The organism is Pseudomonas sp. NBRC 111138, assembly GCF_001320835.1.
In the GTDB taxonomy this organism is placed as follows: Bacteria; Pseudomonadota; Gammaproteobacteria; order Pseudomonadales; family Pseudomonadaceae; genus Aquipseudomonas; species Aquipseudomonas paracarnis.
On record NZ_BCBO01000047.1, the window covers coordinates 1 to 20,610 of the forward strand.

Sequence of the window (20,610 nt, forward strand, 5' to 3'; positions counted from 1 at the left end):
TCGACCTTGCCCTGCTTGGACAATGCCACCATCTCGGCCTGGGCTTTGAGGTAGTTGTCCAGGGTGACGCCGAAGGCTTTGTACAGCGCAGCCTCCTCCGCGCCTGCAGGCAGCGTGGCGTATTTGGCCTGGGCGGTCTTGACCTTGTCAGCCAGCACGCCAATGCGCGTCTCGGCTTCCTGCAGGGCGGCAGGCTCGCGGTTGACCAGCACGCGAAACGACAGGATGCGCATGCGCAGCACGTTTTCGGTGATGGTGCCCAGGTGAGTCATGCTGGGCAGCTGGTTCGCGCTCATGTCCTGGGAGGATTGGCGCATTTGCGTCATACGGTTGACCGCAAACACGCCCAACAGCACCACTAGAACCGCAATGAAGGCAAAACCGATAAACGCGCGAGGGGCAATATTCAGGTGACGGAGGGACATAGGGCTGCTCTCAGAAGTAGTGTTTGCGTGCATCCTTGCCGCGAAACGATCCGTCAGCGTCAACGCGCTGCCCAGACCTTGGTCACCACTGTTGTCGTTGTAGTGTGGGCCTATGCTTGATATCGGCTGGGCCACGGCTTTAGCGCAGGGTTTTTATAAATATTTTTTTACACTTCAGACGCCTGGCACTTTCTGGCATCCTGCGCCTCCATTTTCTGACCCGAGCCATCATTTTGTCTGACGCTCAAGCCCGCCGCCCGCGCTATAAATCCGACCTCATGTACGGCCTCGAAGACCGCCCGCACTTCACCGCCGCGATTTTTGCCGCGTTGCAGCATGTGTTGGCGAGTTTTGTCGGCATCATCACGCCCACCCTGATCGTCGGCGGCGTACTGGGGCTGGAAAGCGAAGTGCCGTACCTGGTGAGCATGGCGCTGTTTGTCTCGGGGCTTGGCACCTTTGTGCAGGCGCGCACTTTCGGGCCGGTGGGTTCGGGGCTGTTGTGCCTGCAAGGCACCAGTTTTTCCTTTATCAGCGTGATCTTGAGCGCTGGGTTCATGGTCAAGGCCCGGGGCGGCGGCACCGATGAAATCCTCTCGACGATCTTTGGCATCTGCTTTTTCGCGGCGTTTATCGAAGTGGTGCTCAGCCAGTTCATCGGCAAACTGCGCAAACTGATCACCCCGGTGGTGACCGGCACCATCATCACTTTGATGGGCTTGTCACTTATCAAGGTGGCCGTCACCGACATGGCTGGCGGCTATGGCGCCAGCGACTTGGGCGCCGCAGGCAACATGGGCCTGGCGGCCTTGGTGCTGCTGACCATCGTGGTACTCAACCGCTTCAACAACCCGTTCCTGCGCCTGGGTTCGATCGTGATCGGCCTGACCCTGGGCTTCGTAGTGGCGTGGCTGCTGGGCCGCGTCGACATGGCCGCCCTGCCCCAGGTGCCGCTGATCAGCGTGCCGGTGCCGTTCAAGTACGGTTTCTCGTTCGACTGGGTGGCGTTTATCCCGGTGGCGGTGATCTTCCTGATTTCGCCCCTGGAAGCCGCCGGCGACCTGACCGCCAACTCGATGATTTCCCAGCAACCGGTCAAGGGCCCGCTGTATATCAAACGCATCAAGTCCGGCCTGCTGGCCGACGGCCTCAACTCCGCGATGGCCGCCACCTTCAACAGCCTGCCGATGGTGACCTTTGCCCAGAACAACGGCGTGATCCAATTGACCGGCGTGGCCAGCCGCTACGTGGCGTACTTCATTGCTGGCCTGCTGGTGCTGCTGGGGTTGTTCCCGATGATCGGCGCGGTGCTGCAACTGATGCCCAAGCCCGTATTGGGCGGCGCGACCCTGATCATGTTCGGCACCGTGGCCGTGGCTGGGATCAAGATCCTCGCCGAAGCGGGCCTGCATCGGCGTAATGTGCTGATCGTGGCAATTTCCCTAGGCATGGGCCTGGGCGTCGCCGCGGTGCCCGAAGTGCTGCGCGAGCTGCCCAAGGCGCTGCACAACATCTTCGAATCGCCGATCACCGTGGGTGCATTCTGTGCAATCCTGCTGAACATTTTCCTGCCCGAAGAGTTCATAGAGCTGGAAGAAGATGAATTCGAGCCGGAGTCCTCTACCCTCAAGGTCATGCAGGACCCGGACGTCACCCAAAAGTAGGAGCATTTCTTTATGCGCAAGCTCATGGTTCTATCGCTGTTGCTGCTGACCTTGAGCGCCTGTGCACTGTTTCCCAACCGCGACCCGGTGAACATCAATATGGTGGGCATCGAGCCGCTGCAAAGCCAGGACCTGGAAGTGCGTTTTGCCGTGAAACTGCGGGTGCAAAACCCCAATGAAGCGGCAATCGACTACAACGGCGTGGCCCTGGACCTGGAGGTCAATGGCCGGCCACTCGCTTCTGGCGTCAGCGATCAGGCTGGCAGCATCCCACGCTTTTCTGAAACCGTATTGATGGTGCCGGTCAGCGTTTCGGCGTTTTCGGTGTTGCGCCAGACCCTGGGCCTGAGCCAGACCCAAAGCCTGAACAACCTGCCCTACGTGCTGCGCGGCAAACTGGCGGGCGGACTGTTTGGCACCATGCGCTTTGTAGAGCGTGGCACCCTGGACTTGCCGAACACCGCCACCTGGTAAGTGGCTGAAAACCAAATGTGGGAGCTGGCTTGCCTGCGATGGCGGTGCGTCAGTAACTGATGAATTGAATGACACGCCGCTATCGCAGGCAAGTCAGCTCCCACAGGTTGATTGCGTTTAGTCAGTGATACAGCGAACGCCTGGCTTGGCGCGCTCGTCCACCACTAATTCAAAAATATCCGGCCGGGCGTAATGCCCCACTACGTCGTAGTCGTAGCGGGCCCGCACCAACTGATCAGTATCGATCTGCGCCGTCAACAACCCCGCCTCGCCCACTAACGGCCCCGCCAAAATATCGCCCATGGGCCCGACGATCACGCTGCCGCCGGCAATCAACGGACGGTCCACCGGCCAGTTGGCAACCTCCACACCCAAGGCCTCGGGCGATGCCTGCACCTGGCAGGCGCTGACCACAAAGCAACGCCCTTCATGGGCAATATGGCGCATGCTCACCTGCCACATGTCGCGCTCGTCCACGGTGGGTGCACACCACACCTGAACGCCCTTGGCATACATCGCGGTGCGCAGCAACGGCATCATGTTTTCCCAGCACACCGCGCCGCCGATACGCCCCACCGCGGTGTCGATCACCGGCAGGGTCGAGCCGTCGCCCTTGCCCCAGATAAGCCGCTCGGTGCCGGTCGGCATCAGCTTGCGGTGCTTGGCCACCAGGCCGCCCGAGGGTTCGAAATACAACACCGTGCAGTACAGCGTGGTGCCACTGCGTTCGATCACGCCCAGCACCAGGCTGGCACCGGTACGCGCCGACATCCCGGCCAGCGCCTCGGTTTCTGGCCCCGGCACGTCAATGGCATTGGCAAAATACCGTGCAAAGGCTTCCCGGCCCTCGGGCAGGCGATAACCCAATTGCGTGCCAAAGCTTTCGCCCTTGGGATAGCCGCCCAGCAACGCCTCGGGCATGACCACCAAGTGCGCGCCACTGCGCTGGATTTGATCCTCATAGGCCAGGATCTGCGCCAGGGTTTCAGCCTTGCCGCCAGGCAAGGCGCCGATTTGCAGGGCTGCGACAGTCGATACGGGCATCAGGCTCACTCCGATAGATAGGGGTTGCCCATTCTCCGGCCAGACTCGATCATGAATAAAGCCCACCTCAGTGCTAAATGATATGAGCCAAATGAATATCGCCCAGGTTGACCTGAACCTGCTCAAAACCTTCGAAGCCCTGCACGACGAGTCCAGTGCCAGCCGTGCGGCGCTGCGTTTGGGCGTGACGCAGTCGGCGATCAGCGCGGGCTTGCGGCGTTTGCGCGAGCTGTATGGTGACCCTTTGTTCGTGCGCACCGGACGCGGCCTGGCGCCCACATTGCGTGCCAACCAGTTGAAACCGGTGATCAGTGAGGCATTGGATCGCTGCCGCCAGAGCCTGGCGATGATCAGCCCGCAAAACCTGCACTACGAGGGCCGCTCGGTGGTGCTGGGGCTGTCAGATGACTTCGAGATTGCCTATGGCCGAAGCCTGATGGAGGCCATCGCACTGCGCCTGCCCAAGCTACGGGTGATCTTTCGCCAGACCTACAGCCAGATCGTCGCCGCCGCCCTGCTCGACCGCACGCTGGACCTGGCCATTACCGCCGGCGGTTTTACCGAGCGCAGGCTGAGCCGACAGGTGCTGGGGGAAGGTGACTATCGTTGCCTGGTAGACCCCCATAGCCTGGCGCCGGGCGAGGAGACTATCGACCTGCAAGGGTTTGTCACACGGGAACATGTATTGGTGTCGTCAGGCGGGTTTATCGGCATTACCGATGAAGGCTTGGCGGCGCACGGGCTGCGCCGCCACGTGTGCGCGTCCACCAGCCACTTTGCCGCGTTGCCGTATCTGCTCAAAGGCAGCACCGCAGTAGCAACCATTCCCGGGCATGCGGCCCACGCCATTGCGCAAATGACCGGCCTGCGCGTGCTGCCCTGCCCGCTGGCGCTACCGCATTACCCGGTGGAGTTGGGCTGGCGCACCCAGGCTCAGTTGGACCCGTTGCTGCTCAAGGTGCGCGAAGCGATTGTGGCGTGCTTTACTTTGCCGCCGCCATCAGCTTGTTGACTTCACTGCGCACCATGTTGGAAAACTCCGGCGGCGACATGCCATCGAGTTCGGCACGTACCCATTCGGCCCACTTGCCCTTGCGTTTGGCGCGCTCACCGAACAAGCGCGCGGCTTCGCCTTTGGCCTTGCCCAGGTTGGTTTGCCACAGGTCGTAGAGGCGCGACTTTTCATCTTCCAGCTCGGCGCGTTCGGCGAGGGTCTTGTTGGCGAGATTGAAGCTCATGTTGAATTACCTGCTGCACAAATAGGTGACATCTTACACTGTAGGCCCAAAGTTCCCGATCCGGATTTTGCCTCGGATGAGCGCGCCGGCAAAAAAACTGCAACTTTTGCCACCGCCCGATACTCCATTGTTCACTGCCACATCCACCTGCAAGGAGTCACTCAATGGCCCGCAAAACCGCCGCCCAAGCTGTCGAAGATCAAATCAAGGACCAAGCGTTCAGCGAACTGAGCGCATTGATCGAAGAATCGGACAAACTGCTCAAAAGCAGTGCATCCCTGGTGGGCGAGGAAGGTGAAACCCTGCGCGAGCAGGTTGCCATCAAACTCAAGCAAGCCCTGGAATCGGTGTCCAACGTGCGTGAACGCAGCAAGCCGGTTGTGGATGCCACCGAGACTTACATCGGTGGGCACCCATGGCAGACCGTGGCCATTTCCGCAGGCTTTGGCCTGGTGGTCGGCCTGTTGCTGGGTCGCCGTAACTGATCCATTCAGGCTGCGCATCGCGCAGCCTGTTTCACCCCGCCGCCAACGCCCTCAACTCGCGCAACGCCTGCGCGTCCAGTTCGATCCCGGTTTCCTGCGACTTCGCCCGCGTACGATGGCGTCGGTCCCCCGGCAATCGACGCAACCCCGCCGCATGCATCTGCCGCACCAGCTCCTGGCTGCGTTGGGCGAAGCTTTGCCCTGCGGTTTTACTCGGGTCGATCACGATCAGAAGCTGGCCTGTCCACGGCGTACGCGCGCCTGGGTGGTCCGTCCAATCGAATTCAAAAGAGAAGTTGCCGCCCGTCAACGCTGCCGCCAGCAACTCGACCATCATCGACAGTGCCGAACCCTTGTGCCCGCCAAATGGCAACAGTGCGCCGCCTTCCAGAATGGCTTTAGGGTCCTGGGTCGGCTGACCGAGGCTATCGACGCCCATGCCCGGTGGCAACCGCTCGCCTTTGCGTGCGGCGATTTGCACGTCGCCATGGGCGATGGCACTGGTGGCCAGGTCAAACACAATCGGCGCACCGTCGGCCCGTGGTGCCGCAAACGCGATAGGGTTGGTGCCGAACAACGGGCGATCCGCGCCGTGGGGCACCACACAGGTCATGCTGTTGACCACGCTGAGTGCCACCAGCCCCTCCTCGGCAAACGGCTCGACGTCCGGCCACAGGGCTGCAAAGTGATGGGAGTTATGGATCGCCAGCAACGCGATGCCGGCGCTGCGTGCCTTCTCCACCAGCAACGGGCGCGCCGCTGCCAGGGCCGGCTGGGCAAAACCATTGCCCGCGTCGACGCGCAAAAAGCCTGAGGCCACATCGGTCACGCTGGGGACGGCGGTGCCGTTGACCCATCCACTGGCCAGCGTCGAAAGGTAACCGGGGATGCGAAAAATACCGTGACTGTGGGCACCGTCACGCTCGGCACTTGCGCAGTTGTGCGCAAGAATCGCAGCAACCTGCGGCGATGTGCCGTGCCGGACGAAGATCTGTTGAAGTAACTCCACCAGTTCAGCGAAGCGGATCGAGGCACAAGCGGTGGCAACTGTCGACTGCGCAGACATTTGGAGCTCCGTTTTTATGATTGGAAGGGGCAACGAATGGGACATCCAGACCCTCGATTAAACACCACGCACGCTCTGCGTTGTCAACGTGCGCAGCGCTGAATATTTACCGTCTTGCACCACGGGCGCCTGCCTACCCTGTGCTTTTCCTGGCACGCCGGAGACAGGCTGTGGTTCGCTTAACGCCCCCGTATTTCTTCCCTGAGTTTCTCAAACCCCAAGGCAAAGCCTCGCCCACCGTTCGTGAACGCACGCTGGGGCTCACCGCCAAAGACCTTGATTGGCTGTACAACCTTTACCTGGCTACCGACGAGTCTCGGCAGGACACAAGCCGGCATGATCACCCCATGCGCGTTGAAAAGGTCCTGATCAACATTTCCGGCAAGCCCCCCATCCCCCTTGCCGGCGCGTTCGCGATCAGCCCGACACCCGACGCCGCCAAGGCGTTGCTCTACACCCCGGATAACGGCATACAGGTCTATGACAGCCACGCTGCCCTGCTGAGCGAGTTGATCGAGCAATTGGAAGACCCACTGCAGAGCGCCCCTTTGCTGAGCTACCTGTCGATGGACCAACGCAATGCGCTGGGCGCTGACTCGCCCATGGTGTTGACCACTCAGCTCATCGAGGGTGAAGTCATGCCGGAGCAAGCACGCATGCTCCAGGCCTGCCAGCTGGATAACGTCAAGGCCATGCTCGACCACCTGCAAAAAACCCCGACCTTGCCTGACATGCTCGACACGCTGCTGAGCGTCATGGCCCGCCCCCATTTCAAACACCTGGATCAACGGGACACACGGGTCAATGTCTTCACCCGCGAAGCTGAGCAAGCAACGCCACGTTGGGTCAACTCGCTGACCTTGAGCGAAGCGCTGCTGCAATTTTATGTGCGCCATGGGTGGCCCAAAGGGCAGACACGCGAATACTCGAACCCAAAACATGACACCACTGGCTTCACCGCCTCCGAACGGGAAGAAGATCACCAGCGTTGGGAAGCCTTGATCGAACAAAGCTCCAGTACTTTCTCGAAGCTGTTGGAAAGCCTGCTGCAGACCTACTGGAATGAAGATATCGACAGCGGCACCTCGCGCGTGGATTTTTTTGCCCAGGTCGTGGCGCAGAAGTTTCGCCTCGATGTGTTGCTCAAGCGCCAGGCCGAGATTATTACCGCCGAGGAAAGCCATGCATTTCAGGCCCTGTTCCTCAGCGACCAAAGCGCCCGCAGCGCCCATGCCGAAAACCTCAGCGTGGAAAAGGTGCGCCTTTATGCCCCCCATCAACATTACGTTGAACCGGCGAGCACCTTGATGATCACCGAGCACCACGCGTACCTCTACACCCAATCGCGCGGGTTACAGGTGCTGGAAAACCTCGACGACCTCAAAGACCTGTTATTGAGCATGCTCAAGGCCGAAGGCTACGAGGACGAATGGCTCAACTTCCTCTCATTGGATGAGCGCGACACGCTGCTCGGCCTGGACCCGATCGCCGTCGCGGCAAGGCCGATACCCGGCAATGTGTTCGTGACCTTGGTACAAGACATTGCGCGCAAGCAAACGGAGAACCTTAACCACGCCCTGGAAATCTACCGGCGCAGCGATGGCCAAGTGGACCTCGCAGCCCTGCTCGACAGTGCCCTGGACGTACGTGCCTTGCTGGACAATCAACTGGCCACACTGGAGACCAACGGGCGCTGGACCTTGCATCCGGTCACCCGCGGTAATGGCCGCCCTTCGACCGTCAAGGCCGAGCGCGCCCGGCTGCAGCTTCAGAACCTGCGGGCGATTGAGCGTGCGCTGGCGATGGAGCGCGCGCATCACCCGACCTTACGTAGCATCGTCGCTGACACGCTCAACGCTGAACTGCAACTGCAGCAACAGCCAGTCAAAGCCGAGGAGGTGTATATCAATACCTACGCCACGCGTGCCCAGGAGCGTGAAGAGCGTCCGGCAGTGCAGTCATTGAGCATGCTTGAGCACTTCATTGAACGCCTGGCCGAAGAGGCGCCTGCGGTGCCCTTCTCGTCCAGGACGAAGTTCTATACACGGGGCGAAGGCAATGTCTTCATGCAATTGCCAAGCATGACGCTCAAGACGTTCAACACCGTCATCGAGCGCGTCCTGCTGCTGTTTTCCAAGCACGCCATGCGCCAGCAACCCCATGAGTTTCTCGTCAAGACTCACGCCAAACACGCCCACTCGATGCTGTTGGGGTTACGCAGCGAAGCCGAGCTGAGGTCGCTGGATAAAACCCTGGCGCCCACAAGCCATGCCATTATCGACACGCTATTTCAGCCCGACAGTCTGTCGCGCTTGACACGCCATGGTCTTAACGGATTTTTGCCGGATGCCTATGGCTTGACGTTGGACTTGAACGCCGTCGATACGCCACAACCGCTGGCCAATACGTTCGTGATCACTGAGCGCGGCGGTATCGACCCGCAGCGCTCGGGCCAGACGCTGCTCTGGACCCCGCGCCTGGGCTACGAAGTCTTTGCCTCGATCAACGCCCTGCGCGATGAAATCACCCAGCGCCTGGCGCACCCACTCAACAGCTTGAGCCTGCTGGAGAATCTGCCGTTCTGCTTGCGCGAGCCCCATCAGGCATTTAGCCAGGGCCCGCTGCAACGTATTGATCAGGACCTGTTGAATGACCGAGTAGACAGCTACAACGACGCGGTCATGGAAGGCGTGGATCACCTGCAATCCATGGGCCTGCGCGCCCGTGCCTTGCAGGACCGGTTGGACGCCGTCATCGAACAGCCTCCGCCCACCAACCTTGGCAGGGCAATCACACTGGCCGATACCATGGTCAACCAGCAGGCACTGCCACTGTGGCTGGGGATGGCGCCGGCCCAGGACCAAATCCACCAGGCCGAGCTTCTGGAGCAATACTGCAACAACGCCGACGATGAACACGACTACCTGCATGACATCCAACCCCTGCGTGCTTATGCCTTCACCACGCTGATGGCGCTGCTTGAGGCGCGCTTTCCCGGCCAGGCGCTCAACCCCGATCACATCCTGATCCCCACCGATGCAGTGCTCGATGTGAATGTCGACAACCTGACCGACTTTGCGTTGCGGCACTGGCCAGATCTGACCGTTCAACACATCCGCCCGCGTTCACGCACGGCAAAGCCATTACCGCAAGCCCTGGACGCAAGTGCCGTGATACAAATGGTGCGCCAGCTGGATCTCAAAAGCGCTTATCAGCAACAGGTGCGAAGCCACCTTGAGGCGCAAACCGATGATGCACGCCAACGCAGGCGTCTGTTTTGCCGTCAGTTGCCGTGGCAAGCGCTGCAACACGCACACGAGCAAAGGTTGCAGGAGCAGCTTTCCACGCGAGCCTTGAGCCTGGTCCAGCAGATTTTCGATATGCCGGACGCCGTGGCCCGAGCTTCACTCAGCGGGTCCACGGCGACGATTCGACCGCTGGAGCTGATCGCCACCGAAGGCGCCAGTACCGCCAAGGTGCTGGGTGTGTACCTGATCGGCCCGCAGTTTCCCGGCGAGGGTCCATGGGTGCTCTACGCGCCGTACAGCGAACAGCATGTGTTCAAGGAATACGCGGATGAAACGGGCTTACTGGATGAGATACAAGGGCCAGGCGCCCTGCAGGACTGGGTGCTTATGCACCTGGAAGATCCGCATCAGGCCACTTACCGCCACTTGCTGAAAAACAACCAGCATAGCCCGCCCGATATCCGCCTGGCCGCTTCGGCAGTGACGGGCAATGTGCTGCATTACCTGTTCAGTGAAAACACATTGATGTTGCTCAAGGTGCTGGGCAGCCAATTCGAAGAAGGCGCCAAGACCCTGTGGGATCACGCAACGCGTCTGTTCGGCAAGGACATCCCGACGGCGGTGCAGTTCATGGCCGGCAAACTCGCCTACCCGCTGGTGGTATGGCGCAGCTACACCTTGTTCAAGCGCTCGGCCGAAGCCTTGCAGCTACACCAGTGGAAGGCTGCATTCAAGGATTTCGTCAGGGGCGTGGCGCAAATGGCCGCCCTGCGCAGTGCGCTGGACGGCACCGCCATTGCCCCACCCACTGAAAAGGAGCGCTCGCTGGCCGAGCTGACAGATGAGTCACTGCCCGCAGCCACCACCCTCGCCACCTGGCATGTCACCTGCCCTTCGCGCACCCGGCTGCAACCGTTCGAGGCACAGGACGTGGCGTTGCAAGACCTGAAAAAGAGCACGCTCAGCCAGGTGTATGAAGACCAGGAAAACTCGAAATACTACGTGCCGCTGGCCGGCAAGGTGTATAGCGTCAAGAAAGCCGCACAACACTGGCGCCTCGCCAACGACGAGCAGGTGGGGCCGTACATCGGCCGTAATGCGCAGGGCATATGGGTACTGGAGCTGGGCGGCCAGGAGCCGCGCTTCGGCAGGGCTCAGTCGTACCTCAAGACGTGGCGCAATGAAGTACGGGATATCAACATTGAAGCGGTCGGTATCCGCGATATTGGCGCGTTGACCTATTGGAAAGCCCAAGCCATCACTGAAGCGTTGAACTTTGCGACTTATTACGCGCTGAACTGCCGCCGCAACGTTGCGCAATTTGCTGTACAACGCGACCCCGACAGCCGGGTTGGGCGATTTTTAGGGGAAATGTTTGGTGTCGTCACACTGACCCCGGACCAGGTCTTGAGAGTCACAAAAATAATCGACGAGATCATCGATGAACTCACCGACCCCAGCTTGACCGGTCCGAACTCCATGCGCTTTGTCGCGGGCACCAGCCGACAGGATCCGGCGTCGGATTATGCATTCATGATTCCCGCCGACAGAGAACGCAAGCTGTATCTGCTGAGCCGATTCTTCGACCCCAATCTGGACGTCTACCAGAACCGTCTGCTGGAGAATGTGGCGTTCAACATATCGACGCACGCCAGGGCCAGCACGCTGATTCACGAATTATCGCACTTGAAGCTCGACACCGTGGACATTGCCTACCTGGACAGCATGCGACCCTTCCCAGACTTGATCAATGTCGCAAGGCCCGGCGCCGAAGTGCTTAAAACCACCTTGGAAGATTTGCGCAGCACCGCGTTATCGACGATGACGCCTGCAACGATGTTGTTCAAGACTCAAGACAGCCTCACCGAATTGTGGGAAGACTTTAAGCCTGGTTCTGCAATTGAAAAGAAAATTTTCAAGGCTACTGGCGCCAAGACCCTGCAGGACGCAAGGATCATTTTCATGTCAGTCCCTGATAAGCGTATTGACACCATCCTGGCCAACGCCGACTCGGTGACGTACCTGATCACCCATCTTGGCCGCCAGTTGGAGCCGGGGGCCTGAACGGCCCCCGGCGAGTGCATCAGTCTTTCTGGTCACGCAGCACGTTACCGGAAGCGCCGTCGATGCGCGCCTCATACACGATGCCATCGGACTTGCGACCTTTGACTTCCCAATAGCCATTGTCATCCGCTTCAGCGGCGTAGACCTCAATGTAGCCGGCCTTGGTTTTCGCCACCTCGATGGCTTTCTCAATGGTGATCCAGCCTGCACCCGGCTTGTCGGCCATGGCGGCGCCAGCGCTCAACAGCGCGGAAGTAGCACACAGGGCGATCAAGGTTTTCTTCAACATTTTCGTACTCCATAGTGGACGACAGGTTAATTCCTGATTTTTTAGGCGCACACAAACAAGAATAAGTTCCAATTGATGTGCAATCGCCATGATGCGGTTCTCGCCGTCTACCTTGGGAGGTTAGAATGTGGGAAATCAGGATGAGTTAATGAGCGAAAAGCCCCTTTCAGAAACCGAATATGACGCCATCACCGACGCCGCCGCGCATTGGTGCATGCGCCTGCATGCTGCAGATTGCACGGCGGACGAACGTCAGGCTTTTACCCAGTGGCACGATGGCCATCCGCTGCACGCCTTCGAATATGCAGCCATGCTCGAAATCTGGGACGTGGCCGACCACCTGCCCCGCGACAAGCCTGAGGCGGTGGTGGTCCCAATCAAGAAGCCGGCCCGCCGCTTGCGCACCTACGCGGTGGCCGCAGCGGTGTGCCTGGCGGCATTGCCGCTTGCCGCCTTCACCGGCTGGGAAGCGGGCTGGTTGCCCAGCTCATATGAACGGTTCGAAGCAGCCAATGGCTTGAAAAAAGTCACCTTGGGCGATGGCAGCCAAGTGGAGTTGAACCTGGGTACCGAATTGGTCTACAGCCATTACAAGGACCAGCGCCGTGTCACCCTGAAAAAGGGCGAAGCGTTCTTCAACGTCACGCACGACAGCAACCACCCGTTTATCGTGCGGGCCGGCGAAGGCCAGGTGCGAGTGACCGGCACGCAGTTCAATGTCTGGGAATATGAAGATCAGGTGCGGGTGATGTTACTGGAGGGCTCGGTGCAAATCTCCAGCGACGGCGAGCATGCCAGTGTGCCGCTTAGCCCAGGCATGCAAGCCAGTTTCCGCCAGGGTGACGCCACCCCGCAGGTCGCCGCTATCAATCCCGATGACACCGCGCTGGCATGGCGCCAGGGCAAGCTGGTGCTCGACAACCTGACCCTCACGGACGCCTTGCCCCTGATCAACCGCTACCTGAAAAAGCCGGTGATGCTTGCAGACGCCAGTACCGGTGCGATTCGCGTCGGCGGTATCTATAACATCAACGAGGTCAACAACCTCGTGCCCTCCCTGCCCAAGGTGTTGCCGGTCTACCTGACCCAAAACCAGGACGGCAACCCCGTGCTCAATTCCATTCCGCGTAAAACCCCCAAGGGCTGAGCCCGCTCGCACCAAGCGATACGTTTGGGCCGCGGGTGTCCATTTTTGAAACACCTCACTCACCTGCATCGCCCGCCGTGTGCGGATTCATGGTTCTGTCACAGGCAGTGTTACATGGCTGAGACGGCGTGAGGCGAGCACAGGCATATCTCAAGCGCTCAGGACTGTTTCAACCCTGAAACAGAGTTGCCATCACTTTGCCCCGACTTAATCCCAACCCCTTGAATATCAACATCTAATAAAAAGCGGCACGCCTTCTGCTCTTTCCCTGACAACGCTGTTTAGGGTCAGCGTTAAGAATAAGGACTGCCGCCGTGAACACACTCACACACACCTCGTCGATAAACGTACTGCTGATCGGTTGCGTGCTCAGTGCAGGTGTCAGCCTGACGAGCCAGGCGGGTGACGGTGTGATCGTGACCGGGCGTACGGTGCAGGGCCACATGTACGGGCGCACCTCCCTGCCCGACCCCTACCCCAATACCGCCAACGCCAACCCCAGCAAAGAGATCAACAGCGCCCTGACCGGCGAACTCAGTGACAGGGACATCGGCGGCATCAGCAGTGGTTCCAGCCTCGCCCGCTCCCTTCAGCCCAATGGCAGCTTGTCGGGCCTGGGCGCCACCCAAAACAGCATGTCGACACTTGGCGCTGGCGCAGCGGCCGGCCACGGTGCGGGCAGCGGCGGCAGCATGGGCGGGCAGATCAGCGACTCGGTCCAGCGTGGCATGGCGCCGCTCAACAACCTCGGCAGCATGATGGGGGGCAAGTGATGAAGCGCGCCCTGTTGATATTCGCCCTGCTGGGCAGCGCCTCGGCAATGGCCGACAACAGCGCGGTGATCAACCACAGCGGCCAGCAGTACGACGGTGTGCTGTCGATCAACCAGGCCGCCGGCACGGGGCAGCAGATGTCCAACAGCCGCGCCATCGCGCTCGGTGGCCAGGCCACCAACCTCGACATCCAGCGCGTCGACGGCAAGGTCGACCCGTCCCTGAACGCCAAGGCCGCGATCCAGGGCAACTCATTCAGCAGTGGCAACGGTGTGCTGGGCATCAACCAGTCTGCCGGGGCCAATAACCAATCCATCAACGCTGTGCGGATCAGCCTCAACCCTGGCCCGCAGAGCATCGATGACAGCGTCCTGTTTCAACAGAACACGACGACGCTGGCAACCGACTCAGGGCTCACCCCCACCACTGGCAGCCGCCAGGTCGTGACCAGCGACCAGGCCTTCACCGGCAGCCGAGGAGTGACACAGGTGAACCAGAGTGCCGGGGTGGGGAACCGAGTGGCTAACACCCTGGGCATCACTATCAAGTAACCGCTTGGTAGACGTTCGTTAGACCGTACCAACACTTAACCAACTAATTAGAAGCAAGGAGAAACACCATGAAACCTCAAATGGCTCTGAAACCAATGGTTTTCGCTCTCGCCGCACTCATGGCTGCTGCTGCTCAAGCGGGTGGCTGGCATCCAACCCCACAACCCACCGGTACCGTGGCCGCTGTCGTCACCGATGTGCAAAAAAGCGAACACAACAAATTCGATGACACCAACACCGAGAACAATGCATCAGCCGACAACTCGGTAAATAGCAACAGCGGTAATGTCGGGGTCAACGCACAATCAGGTTCCGGAAACCAGGCTGACAACGCCGGCGCCATCTCCAGTGCCAAAGGCGACTTCGCCACCGTGTTTGCCGTGATTGATGTCGACCAAGGCAGCTCGCATAACAACTTCGTCAACAAAGGCACGCAAAACAACGCCTCTCTGGACGGCTCCATCACCGGCAACTCCGGCAACGTGGGTTACAACGGCCAGGCCGGCCAGGGCAACCAGGGTAAAAACAACCTGGCCATCACCACCGCTGACGGCAAGAACATCGCAGCGGCTTCCAACACCGAGCAGAACTCGCTCAACAACAGCTACCTGAACACGGCCGCCAGCAGCCATGGTTATGGCAAGCCTCAGTACGTGTCCAACAACGCAAGCCTCGACAACTCGGTTAACCGCAACTCCGGCAACGTAGGTGTCAACCTGCAATCCGGTGCGGGCAACCAAGGCAGCAACAGCCTGTCGATCGGCCAAGGTTGCAGCGTCTGCGCCAGCGGCGTGCGCTTCTGATCCAACGGGGCCTTGGCGACAAGGCCCTTTTTATTTCAGTGTCCAACAGGTCATTCGATCATGCGTATCGCGACCCTCACCCTCCTGATGTTACTCACCGGCACGACCTGGGCAGGCACCATGGCAATCTCCGCCATGCCCGGCGGTGCGGTGATTTTCAAGAAGGTGGAGAGCATTCGCGAGCGCCGGTTCGCCAACCTGGTGGAACAGAAAACCGATTTCAGCTGCGGTGCCGCGGCACTCGCCACCATCCTGCGCCAGGCCTATTGGCTGGACGTCGACGAAGCACACATCATCAAAGGCATGCTGGTCACTGCCGACCAGGACCTGGTACGAACCCAGGGCTTTTCCATGCTGGACATGAAGCGCTACCTCGAAAGCATCGGCATGCGTGCCCGGGGCTACAAGATCGCGCCCGAGACTCTGCTGACCGTGAAAATCCCCGTGGTGGTGCTGCTGGAAATCCGCGGCTACAAGCACTTCGTGGTGTTGCAACGGGCCGACAAGGACTGGGTGTACATCGGTGACCCCGTATTGGGCCACAAGCGCTATTCCCATGACGATTTCGTCAAAGGCTGGAATGGCATTGTCTTCGCCGTACTGGGCGAGGGTTACGACAAGGCCAACGTCTTGCTCGACCCGCCCCTGCCGCTGACCGCCAAGAGCCAGATGAATGAGTTCCGGCCTGTGGGCGATGCCGAGCTGATGGATTTCGGTTTTATCCAGAGCGACTTCTTCTAGAAGCGCAATAAGGGGCAGGACGCCCCAGGAGCAGCAAATGAACACTTCCCGTTGGCTGACGGTCTTGTGTCTGGCCGCCTCAATGCCTGCTTATGCGTCCTCGGGGTTCAAGCCCATCGAACTCAAGGACGCCGAAATGGCCGAGCTGCGTGGCCGTTACGTGATGCCGGGGCGCATCATCAGCTTTGGCATTGTCATGAGCAGCACCTGGACCAATGCCGTCGGTGACAACATCACCGGCACGGCCAACATGCACATCGACAAGACCACCATTACCCCACAGTTCTACGTGCAAACCACCGGCTCGACCGGTACCGGCACGCGCCCCAACACCGGCACCGGAAATGTGGTCGGTGGTGCCGGCCTCGGCAGCGGCCAGGGCGTGACCCAAAGTGTACGCGCCGCCGGCGATGGCAACGCCGCCTACAACAATGTGGGCATCAACGTCGAAAATGGGGTTACCCCCACCAATAACCTGCAGTCCGGCCAGGTGCTGGTGGCGGGCGGCACAGTGACCGGGGACAGCGCCGCGGGCCGTGTCAGCGTATCGGCCAACAGTGGCGGCGTGCAGATGGCCATCCAGGCCAATCACAACCAGGGCAACAGCCTGCAACAGATCGGCGCGGGGAATGTGCTGCAGGGCACGGTATTGACCGGCGATAGCAACCTTGTCAGAAACATCACCCAGATCAATGTCGTGATGAACAATAGCGGGCTGAATAACGCCGCGTTGAACTGCAACCTGGATCAACTCAAAGGCCTACGCACGCTCGGTTATTGAACTACGCTGACCCTCGACACTCACGCATTAGAAAAGGACGGCTTATTTCATGCATCGATCGTTATCGCTACGTGCGGTGGTTTGTTTGAGTACGCTCTTGCCCGCATCCGTGCTGTATGCCGCGCCAGACGCTGACATCGAAACCCTGAAGAAGGAACTCCTGGAACTCAAGCAACGCTACGACGTGCAGCAAAAAGCCTTGGCTGTGCTGGAACAACGTGTGCGCCAGGTCGAGGACCAACCGGCAACGCCCGCCCCCAGGCGTCTGGCCAAATCACCGGCTGACTTCAAGAACGGCGCTAACACTGTCGCGGCTAGCGGTACGGGCGCAGCCGCGGCATCCGGTGGCGCTGGCGGGGGTGGCAGCTCCTACGGCCAGTCCCTCAAGGATGACTCGGCCCCTGCGCAAAGTGTGAGCAACCTGTACAACGAAGCCAGCGGCTTTTTCGGCAATGGCAAGTTCAGCGTGGAAACCGGCATCACCTATGCCCGTTATGACGCGCGCCAGTTGACGCTCAATGGTTTCCTGGCGCTGGACTCGATTTTCCTCGGCAACATCAACCTGGACCGGATCAAGTCCGACAGCTGGACCCTGGACCTTACCGGGCGCTACAACGTCGACAACCGCTGGCAGTTCGACCTGAACGTGCCGGTGGTGTACCGCGAGTCCACCTACCAGTCGGGCGGCGCCGGCAACGACGCCACCGCCACCTCCGAAGGTTCCGTGACTCGTGACCCGACCATCGGCGATGTCAACTTTGGCGTGGCGTACAAGTTCCTCGACGAAACCTCGACCTTGCCGGACGCGGTGGTGTCGGTGCGCGTCAAGGCCCCGACGGGCAAAGAGCCCTTCGGTATCAAACTGGTCCAGCAACCGAACAACGACAACCTCTACGTACCCGAAAGCCTGCCCACGGGCAACGGGGTCTGGTCGGTCACGCCGGGCATCTCCCTGGTCAAGACCTTCGACCCGGCCGTGTTGTTCGGTTCGTTGTCGTACACCCATAACTTTGAAGACTCGTTCGATGACATCAGCAGTCAAGTCAATCAGAAGGTGGGAGGCAAGGTGCGCCTGGGCGACAGCTTCCAGTTCGGGGTCGGCGTCGCCTTTGCCCTGAACGAGAAGATGAGCATGTCGTTCTCGGTTTCCGACCTGGTGCAGCGCAAGAGCAAACTCAAGCCGGATGGCGGCGACTGGCAATCGGTGGTGTCCAGCGATGCCAACGCGGGCTACTTCAACGTGGGTATGACGATTGCCGCCTCGGATAACCTGACCATCGTGCCGAACCTGGCGATTGGGATGACCGATGATGCGCCGGACTTTACGTTCAGCCTGAAATTCCCGTATTACTTCTGATTGGTTTGCCTGCGGGCGGTGTGTCAGTTGCTGCATCGGTGACTGCACTACCGCCTTCGCAGGCAAGCCAGCTCCCACATTGGCCCTGTATTGCCCACAGAATCAGCGCCTGACACAAATCCCCTGTGGGAGCGGGCTTGCCCGCGATGACGGTGTGTCCGTCACTGAAGCTTTAACTGAACCACCGCTTTCGCAGGCAAGCCAGCTCCCACATTGGCTTTATATTGCCCACAACATCAACGCCTGGCACAAGTCCCCTGTGGGAGCGGGCTTGCCCGCGATGGCGGTGTGTCCGTCACTGAAGCTTTAACTGAACCACCGCTTTCGCAGGCAAGCCAGCTCTCACATTGGCCATGCATTGCCCACAGAATCAACGCCTGGCACAGATCACCTGTGGGAGCGGGCTTGCCCGCGATGGCGGTGTGTCCGTCACTGAAGCTTTAACTGAACCACCGCCTTCGCAGGCAAGCCAGTTCCCACATTGGGTTTACCCGCCCTAGCGGATCTGGTGTTTGTGCAGCAACCGGTAGAACGTCGGCCGGGAAATCCCCAGCACGCGGGCCGCGACACTGAGGTTGTCGCTGTGCCGGTTGAGCACATCGCACAGCGCCTGACGTTCGGCACGGTGCTTGTAGTCTTCCAATGTCGCCATCGGCGCCGAAATGACTTGCTGGCCTTGCAGCCCCAGGTCAACCGCTTCGATCTGCCGCCCTTCGGCCAGCACCAGGCCGCGCCGCACGCGGTTGGCCAGTTCACGCACATTGCCCGGCCACGGGTGTTGCCCCATCGCCACCAAAGCCTCTTCGCTGAAACTGCGCGGGCGCCGTCCGGTTTCCTGGCTGTAGAAACGTGAAAAGTGGTTGGCCAGCATCGCCACGTCGCCATGGCGTTCGCGCAACGGCGCGGTGACCACTTGCAGCACATTCAGGCGGTAATACAGGTCTTCGCGAAAAGCGCCCTTCTCCACCGCGGCCTCGAGGTTGACGTGGGTGGCAGCCAACACGCGTACATCCACCGGGATCGGCTGGCTGCCACCAACGCGTTCGATGTGTTTTTCCTGAAGAAAGCGCAACAAGTTGGCTTGCAGCTCCATCGGCAGATCGCCAATTTCATCGAGGAACAGGGTGCCGCCGTTGGCCGCTTCAATACGTCCGATCTTGCGCTGGTGGGCGCCGGTGAACGCGCCTTTTTCGTGGCCGAACAACTCGGACTGGATCAGGTGTTCAGGGATGGCGCCGCAATTGATCGCGACAAACGGCTTTGCGTGCCGCTGGGATTGGCGGTGCAAAGTCTTGGCCACTAACTCTTTGCCCGTACCGCTGTCACCGCGGATCAACACCGGGGACTCAGTAGGCGCCAACTTGGACAACAACTTGCGCAACTCTCGGATGGGACGGCTTTCGCCCAGCAATTCATGGGGCTCATCCACCGGGGCGTAGCCCTTGCCACGCAGGCGCGCCATGCCGAACGCACGGCCCAGGGTCACCTGCACCCGGGATACATCGAAGGGCAAGGTGTGAAAGTCGAAAAACCATTCGCAGACAAAATCGCCGACGTTCTGCAAACGCAGTACATCCTGGCTGAGCACGGCGATCCACTCGGTGCCGCTGCGACCAATCAACTCCTTGACTGCTTCAGGGCGTTCCAGATGATCGCGTTGCAAACGCAGCAGGCCCACATCGCAGGAGCGCTCACCTACCGCCTCCAAGGCACAGCTGTCCACTTCCCAGCCGGCGGTGCGTAAGCCGGGTAATAACCCGTGGCAATCGTCACAGGGGTCGACCACCAGTAAGCGGCGTTGGGCGGGTGTCGCAACCATGACTGTTCCTTGGCGCCAATATTGTTAAAGTTATTTAGAAACAACAGTTTGTGTCGACTGTTGGTAACCCTAGCAAGATCTTGACGCTTACCTTGTACCCTTTCGCTATAAGCGTGGGCAAAAAGCCATGCCTGTTTCGTAGCGCGCCAGAAGTTGCTCGCCAGTCAAAGGTTTATTGCGCTTTCAAAACAGCCGCTTACATGACGTCAATCAGGGAACGTTAAAATTTCTTGCCCTAGCATGTGACCCGCCCCCCACCATCGTGCATCAGTACAAGTAACCCACCGCACGGTCCGCCCAACCGCCGGTACTCACTTGAATGGGCATACAGAGAGAAGACCCAAATGAACGCTCCGCTGCGCATCAACGAAGCTCTTTTGATTGCAGACCGTGCCTTCCAGCCTTTTCAATGCGTGGCCTGGCACGATGGCGTTGGCGCCCTCAGCCTGAGCGTCATCGACCGCACCAACACCCGTATCGGCAGCAAACAGTTGCCGTCGACTGCCTATACCGACCCGGCCCAACTTGAAAACCTGCTATTGCAGGCCCGTGCCGAGCTCGATAAAGATGGCCACCAGTTGCAACACTGGGCGATGCCAAAGTAATGCAATGCAGCAACTTCCAGCCCAAGTAAAACTTGA

General features: G+C 59.9%; 19 protein-coding genes. 13 read left to right on the plus strand and 6 right to left on the minus strand.

Annotated features, from left to right (window positions below; all coding sequences use genetic code 11):
- On the minus strand, positions 1 to 425 hold a 425-nt coding region (locus APH41_RS08685), incomplete at its 3' end, for an MCP four helix bundle domain-containing protein (protein ID WP_177333556.1).
- Positions 426 to 658: 233 nt separating this feature from the next.
- Here APH41_RS08685 and APH41_RS08690 point away from each other — a divergent pair.
- Together APH41_RS08690 and APH41_RS08695 are read left to right on the plus strand one after the other, a co-directional pair.
- Positions 659 to 2,089 carry a nucleobase:cation symporter-2 family protein gene (locus APH41_RS08690; RefSeq protein ID WP_054897476.1) on the plus strand — a complete coding sequence of 477 codons (1,431 nt, stop codon included), beginning with the start codon at positions 659 to 661 and terminating at the stop codon, positions 2,087 to 2,089.
- A 12-nt stretch (positions 2,090 to 2,101) separates the two neighbouring features.
- Positions 2,102 to 2,563 (plus strand): LEA type 2 family protein, encoded by a 462-nt coding sequence (locus tag APH41_RS08695; RefSeq protein ID WP_054918492.1) that lies wholly within the window; start codon positions 2,102 to 2,104, stop codon positions 2,561 to 2,563.
- A 117-nt stretch (positions 2,564 to 2,680) separates the two neighbouring features.
- On the opposite strand, the gene APH41_RS08700 is transcribed toward APH41_RS08695, so the two are convergent.
- Positions 2,681 to 3,607 carry a carbon-nitrogen hydrolase family protein gene (locus APH41_RS08700; protein ID WP_054918494.1) on the minus strand — a complete coding sequence of 309 codons (927 nt, stop codon included), beginning with the start codon at positions 3,605 to 3,607 and terminating at the stop codon, positions 2,681 to 2,683.
- A gap of 91 nt (positions 3,608 to 3,698) precedes the next feature.
- Between APH41_RS08700 and APH41_RS08705 the strand changes: the two genes are divergently transcribed.
- Positions 3,699 to 4,619, plus strand: a complete 921-nt coding sequence (locus tag APH41_RS08705; protein ID WP_054897478.1) for a LysR family transcriptional regulator — start codon at positions 3,699 to 3,701, stop codon at positions 4,617 to 4,619.
- Here the strand turns inward: APH41_RS08705 and APH41_RS08710 are convergent.
- A complete protein-coding gene (locus APH41_RS08710; RefSeq protein WP_003190904.1) occupies positions 4,591 to 4,845 on the minus strand; it encodes a hypothetical protein in 255 nt (84 codons plus the stop codon). The two genes, APH41_RS08705 and APH41_RS08710, sit on opposite strands and share 29 nt — an antisense overlap.
- 164 nt (positions 4,846 to 5,009) lie before the next feature.
- Between APH41_RS08710 and APH41_RS08715 the strand changes: the two genes are divergently transcribed.
- Positions 5,010 to 5,330 (plus strand): YqjD family protein, encoded by a 321-nt coding sequence (locus APH41_RS08715; protein WP_019817806.1) that lies wholly within the window; start codon positions 5,010 to 5,012, stop codon positions 5,328 to 5,330.
- Positions 5,331 to 5,361: 31 nt separating this feature from the next.
- Here APH41_RS08715 and APH41_RS08720 read toward each other — a convergent pair whose 3' ends face one another.
- Positions 5,362 to 6,396, minus strand: a complete 1,035-nt coding sequence (locus APH41_RS08720; RefSeq protein WP_054918496.1) for an Ldh family oxidoreductase — start codon at positions 6,394 to 6,396, stop codon at positions 5,362 to 5,364.
- Between the two features lie 170 nt (positions 6,397 to 6,566).
- Between APH41_RS08720 and APH41_RS08725 the strand changes: the two genes are divergently transcribed.
- Positions 6,567 to 11,708 (plus strand): dermonecrotic toxin domain-containing protein, encoded by a 5,142-nt coding sequence (locus APH41_RS08725; RefSeq protein ID WP_054918498.1) that lies wholly within the window; start codon positions 6,567 to 6,569, stop codon positions 11,706 to 11,708.
- Between the two features lie 19 nt (positions 11,709 to 11,727).
- Here APH41_RS08725 and APH41_RS08730 read toward each other — a convergent pair whose 3' ends face one another.
- The gene (locus APH41_RS08730; RefSeq protein WP_014718736.1) at positions 11,728 to 11,997 is read right to left on the minus strand and encodes a PepSY domain-containing protein; all 270 of its coding nucleotides are present in this window, start codon (positions 11,995 to 11,997) and stop codon (positions 11,728 to 11,730) included.
- A 148-nt stretch (positions 11,998 to 12,145) separates the two neighbouring features.
- Between APH41_RS08730 and APH41_RS08735 the strand changes: the two genes are divergently transcribed.
- The 7 genes from APH41_RS08735 (at position 12,146) to APH41_RS08765 (ending at position 18,150) form a co-directional block, all read left to right on the plus strand.
- Positions 12,146 to 13,144 (plus strand): FecR family protein, encoded by a 999-nt coding sequence (locus tag APH41_RS08735; protein WP_054897481.1) that lies wholly within the window; start codon positions 12,146 to 12,148, stop codon positions 13,142 to 13,144.
- A gap of 314 nt (positions 13,145 to 13,458) precedes the next feature.
- Complete coding sequence (locus tag APH41_RS08740) at positions 13,459 to 13,917, plus strand: hypothetical protein (RefSeq protein ID WP_054897482.1); 459 nt, start codon at positions 13,459 to 13,461, stop codon at positions 13,915 to 13,917.
- Positions 13,917 to 14,468, plus strand: coding sequence for a hypothetical protein (locus APH41_RS08745; protein ID WP_054918502.1), 552 nt, complete (start codon positions 13,917 to 13,919; stop codon positions 14,466 to 14,468). The genes APH41_RS08740 and APH41_RS08745 overlap by 1 nt, the downstream gene beginning before the upstream one ends.
- 68 nt (positions 14,469 to 14,536) lie before the next feature.
- Positions 14,537 to 15,271 (plus strand): hypothetical protein, encoded by a 735-nt coding sequence (locus tag APH41_RS08750; protein WP_003190893.1) that lies wholly within the window; start codon positions 14,537 to 14,539, stop codon positions 15,269 to 15,271.
- 60 nt (positions 15,272 to 15,331) lie between these two features.
- Complete coding sequence (locus tag APH41_RS08755; RefSeq protein WP_019817800.1) at positions 15,332 to 16,012, plus strand: C39 family peptidase; 681 nt, start codon at positions 15,332 to 15,334, stop codon at positions 16,010 to 16,012.
- 37 nt (positions 16,013 to 16,049) lie between these two features.
- Positions 16,050 to 16,793 carry a hypothetical protein gene (locus tag APH41_RS08760; RefSeq protein ID WP_054918503.1) on the plus strand — a complete coding sequence of 248 codons (744 nt, stop codon included), beginning with the start codon at positions 16,050 to 16,052 and terminating at the stop codon, positions 16,791 to 16,793.
- Between the two features lie 49 nt (positions 16,794 to 16,842).
- Positions 16,843 to 18,150, plus strand: coding sequence for a hypothetical protein (locus APH41_RS08765; RefSeq protein ID WP_034127716.1), 1,308 nt, complete (start codon positions 16,843 to 16,845; stop codon positions 18,148 to 18,150).
- A gap of 496 nt (positions 18,151 to 18,646) precedes the next feature.
- Here the strand turns inward: APH41_RS08765 and APH41_RS08770 are convergent, their stop codons facing one another.
- Positions 18,647 to 19,969, minus strand: coding sequence for a sigma-54 dependent transcriptional regulator (locus tag APH41_RS08770; protein WP_034127717.1), 1,323 nt, complete (start codon positions 19,967 to 19,969; stop codon positions 18,647 to 18,649).
- A gap of 344 nt (positions 19,970 to 20,313) precedes the next feature.
- On the opposite strand from APH41_RS08770, the gene APH41_RS08775 reads away from it, so the two are divergent.
- Entirely contained in the window at positions 20,314 to 20,574 is a 261-nt protein-coding gene (locus APH41_RS08775; RefSeq protein ID WP_034127718.1) for a hypothetical protein, read from the plus strand.
- Positions 20,575 to 20,610 lie beyond the last annotated feature (36 nt).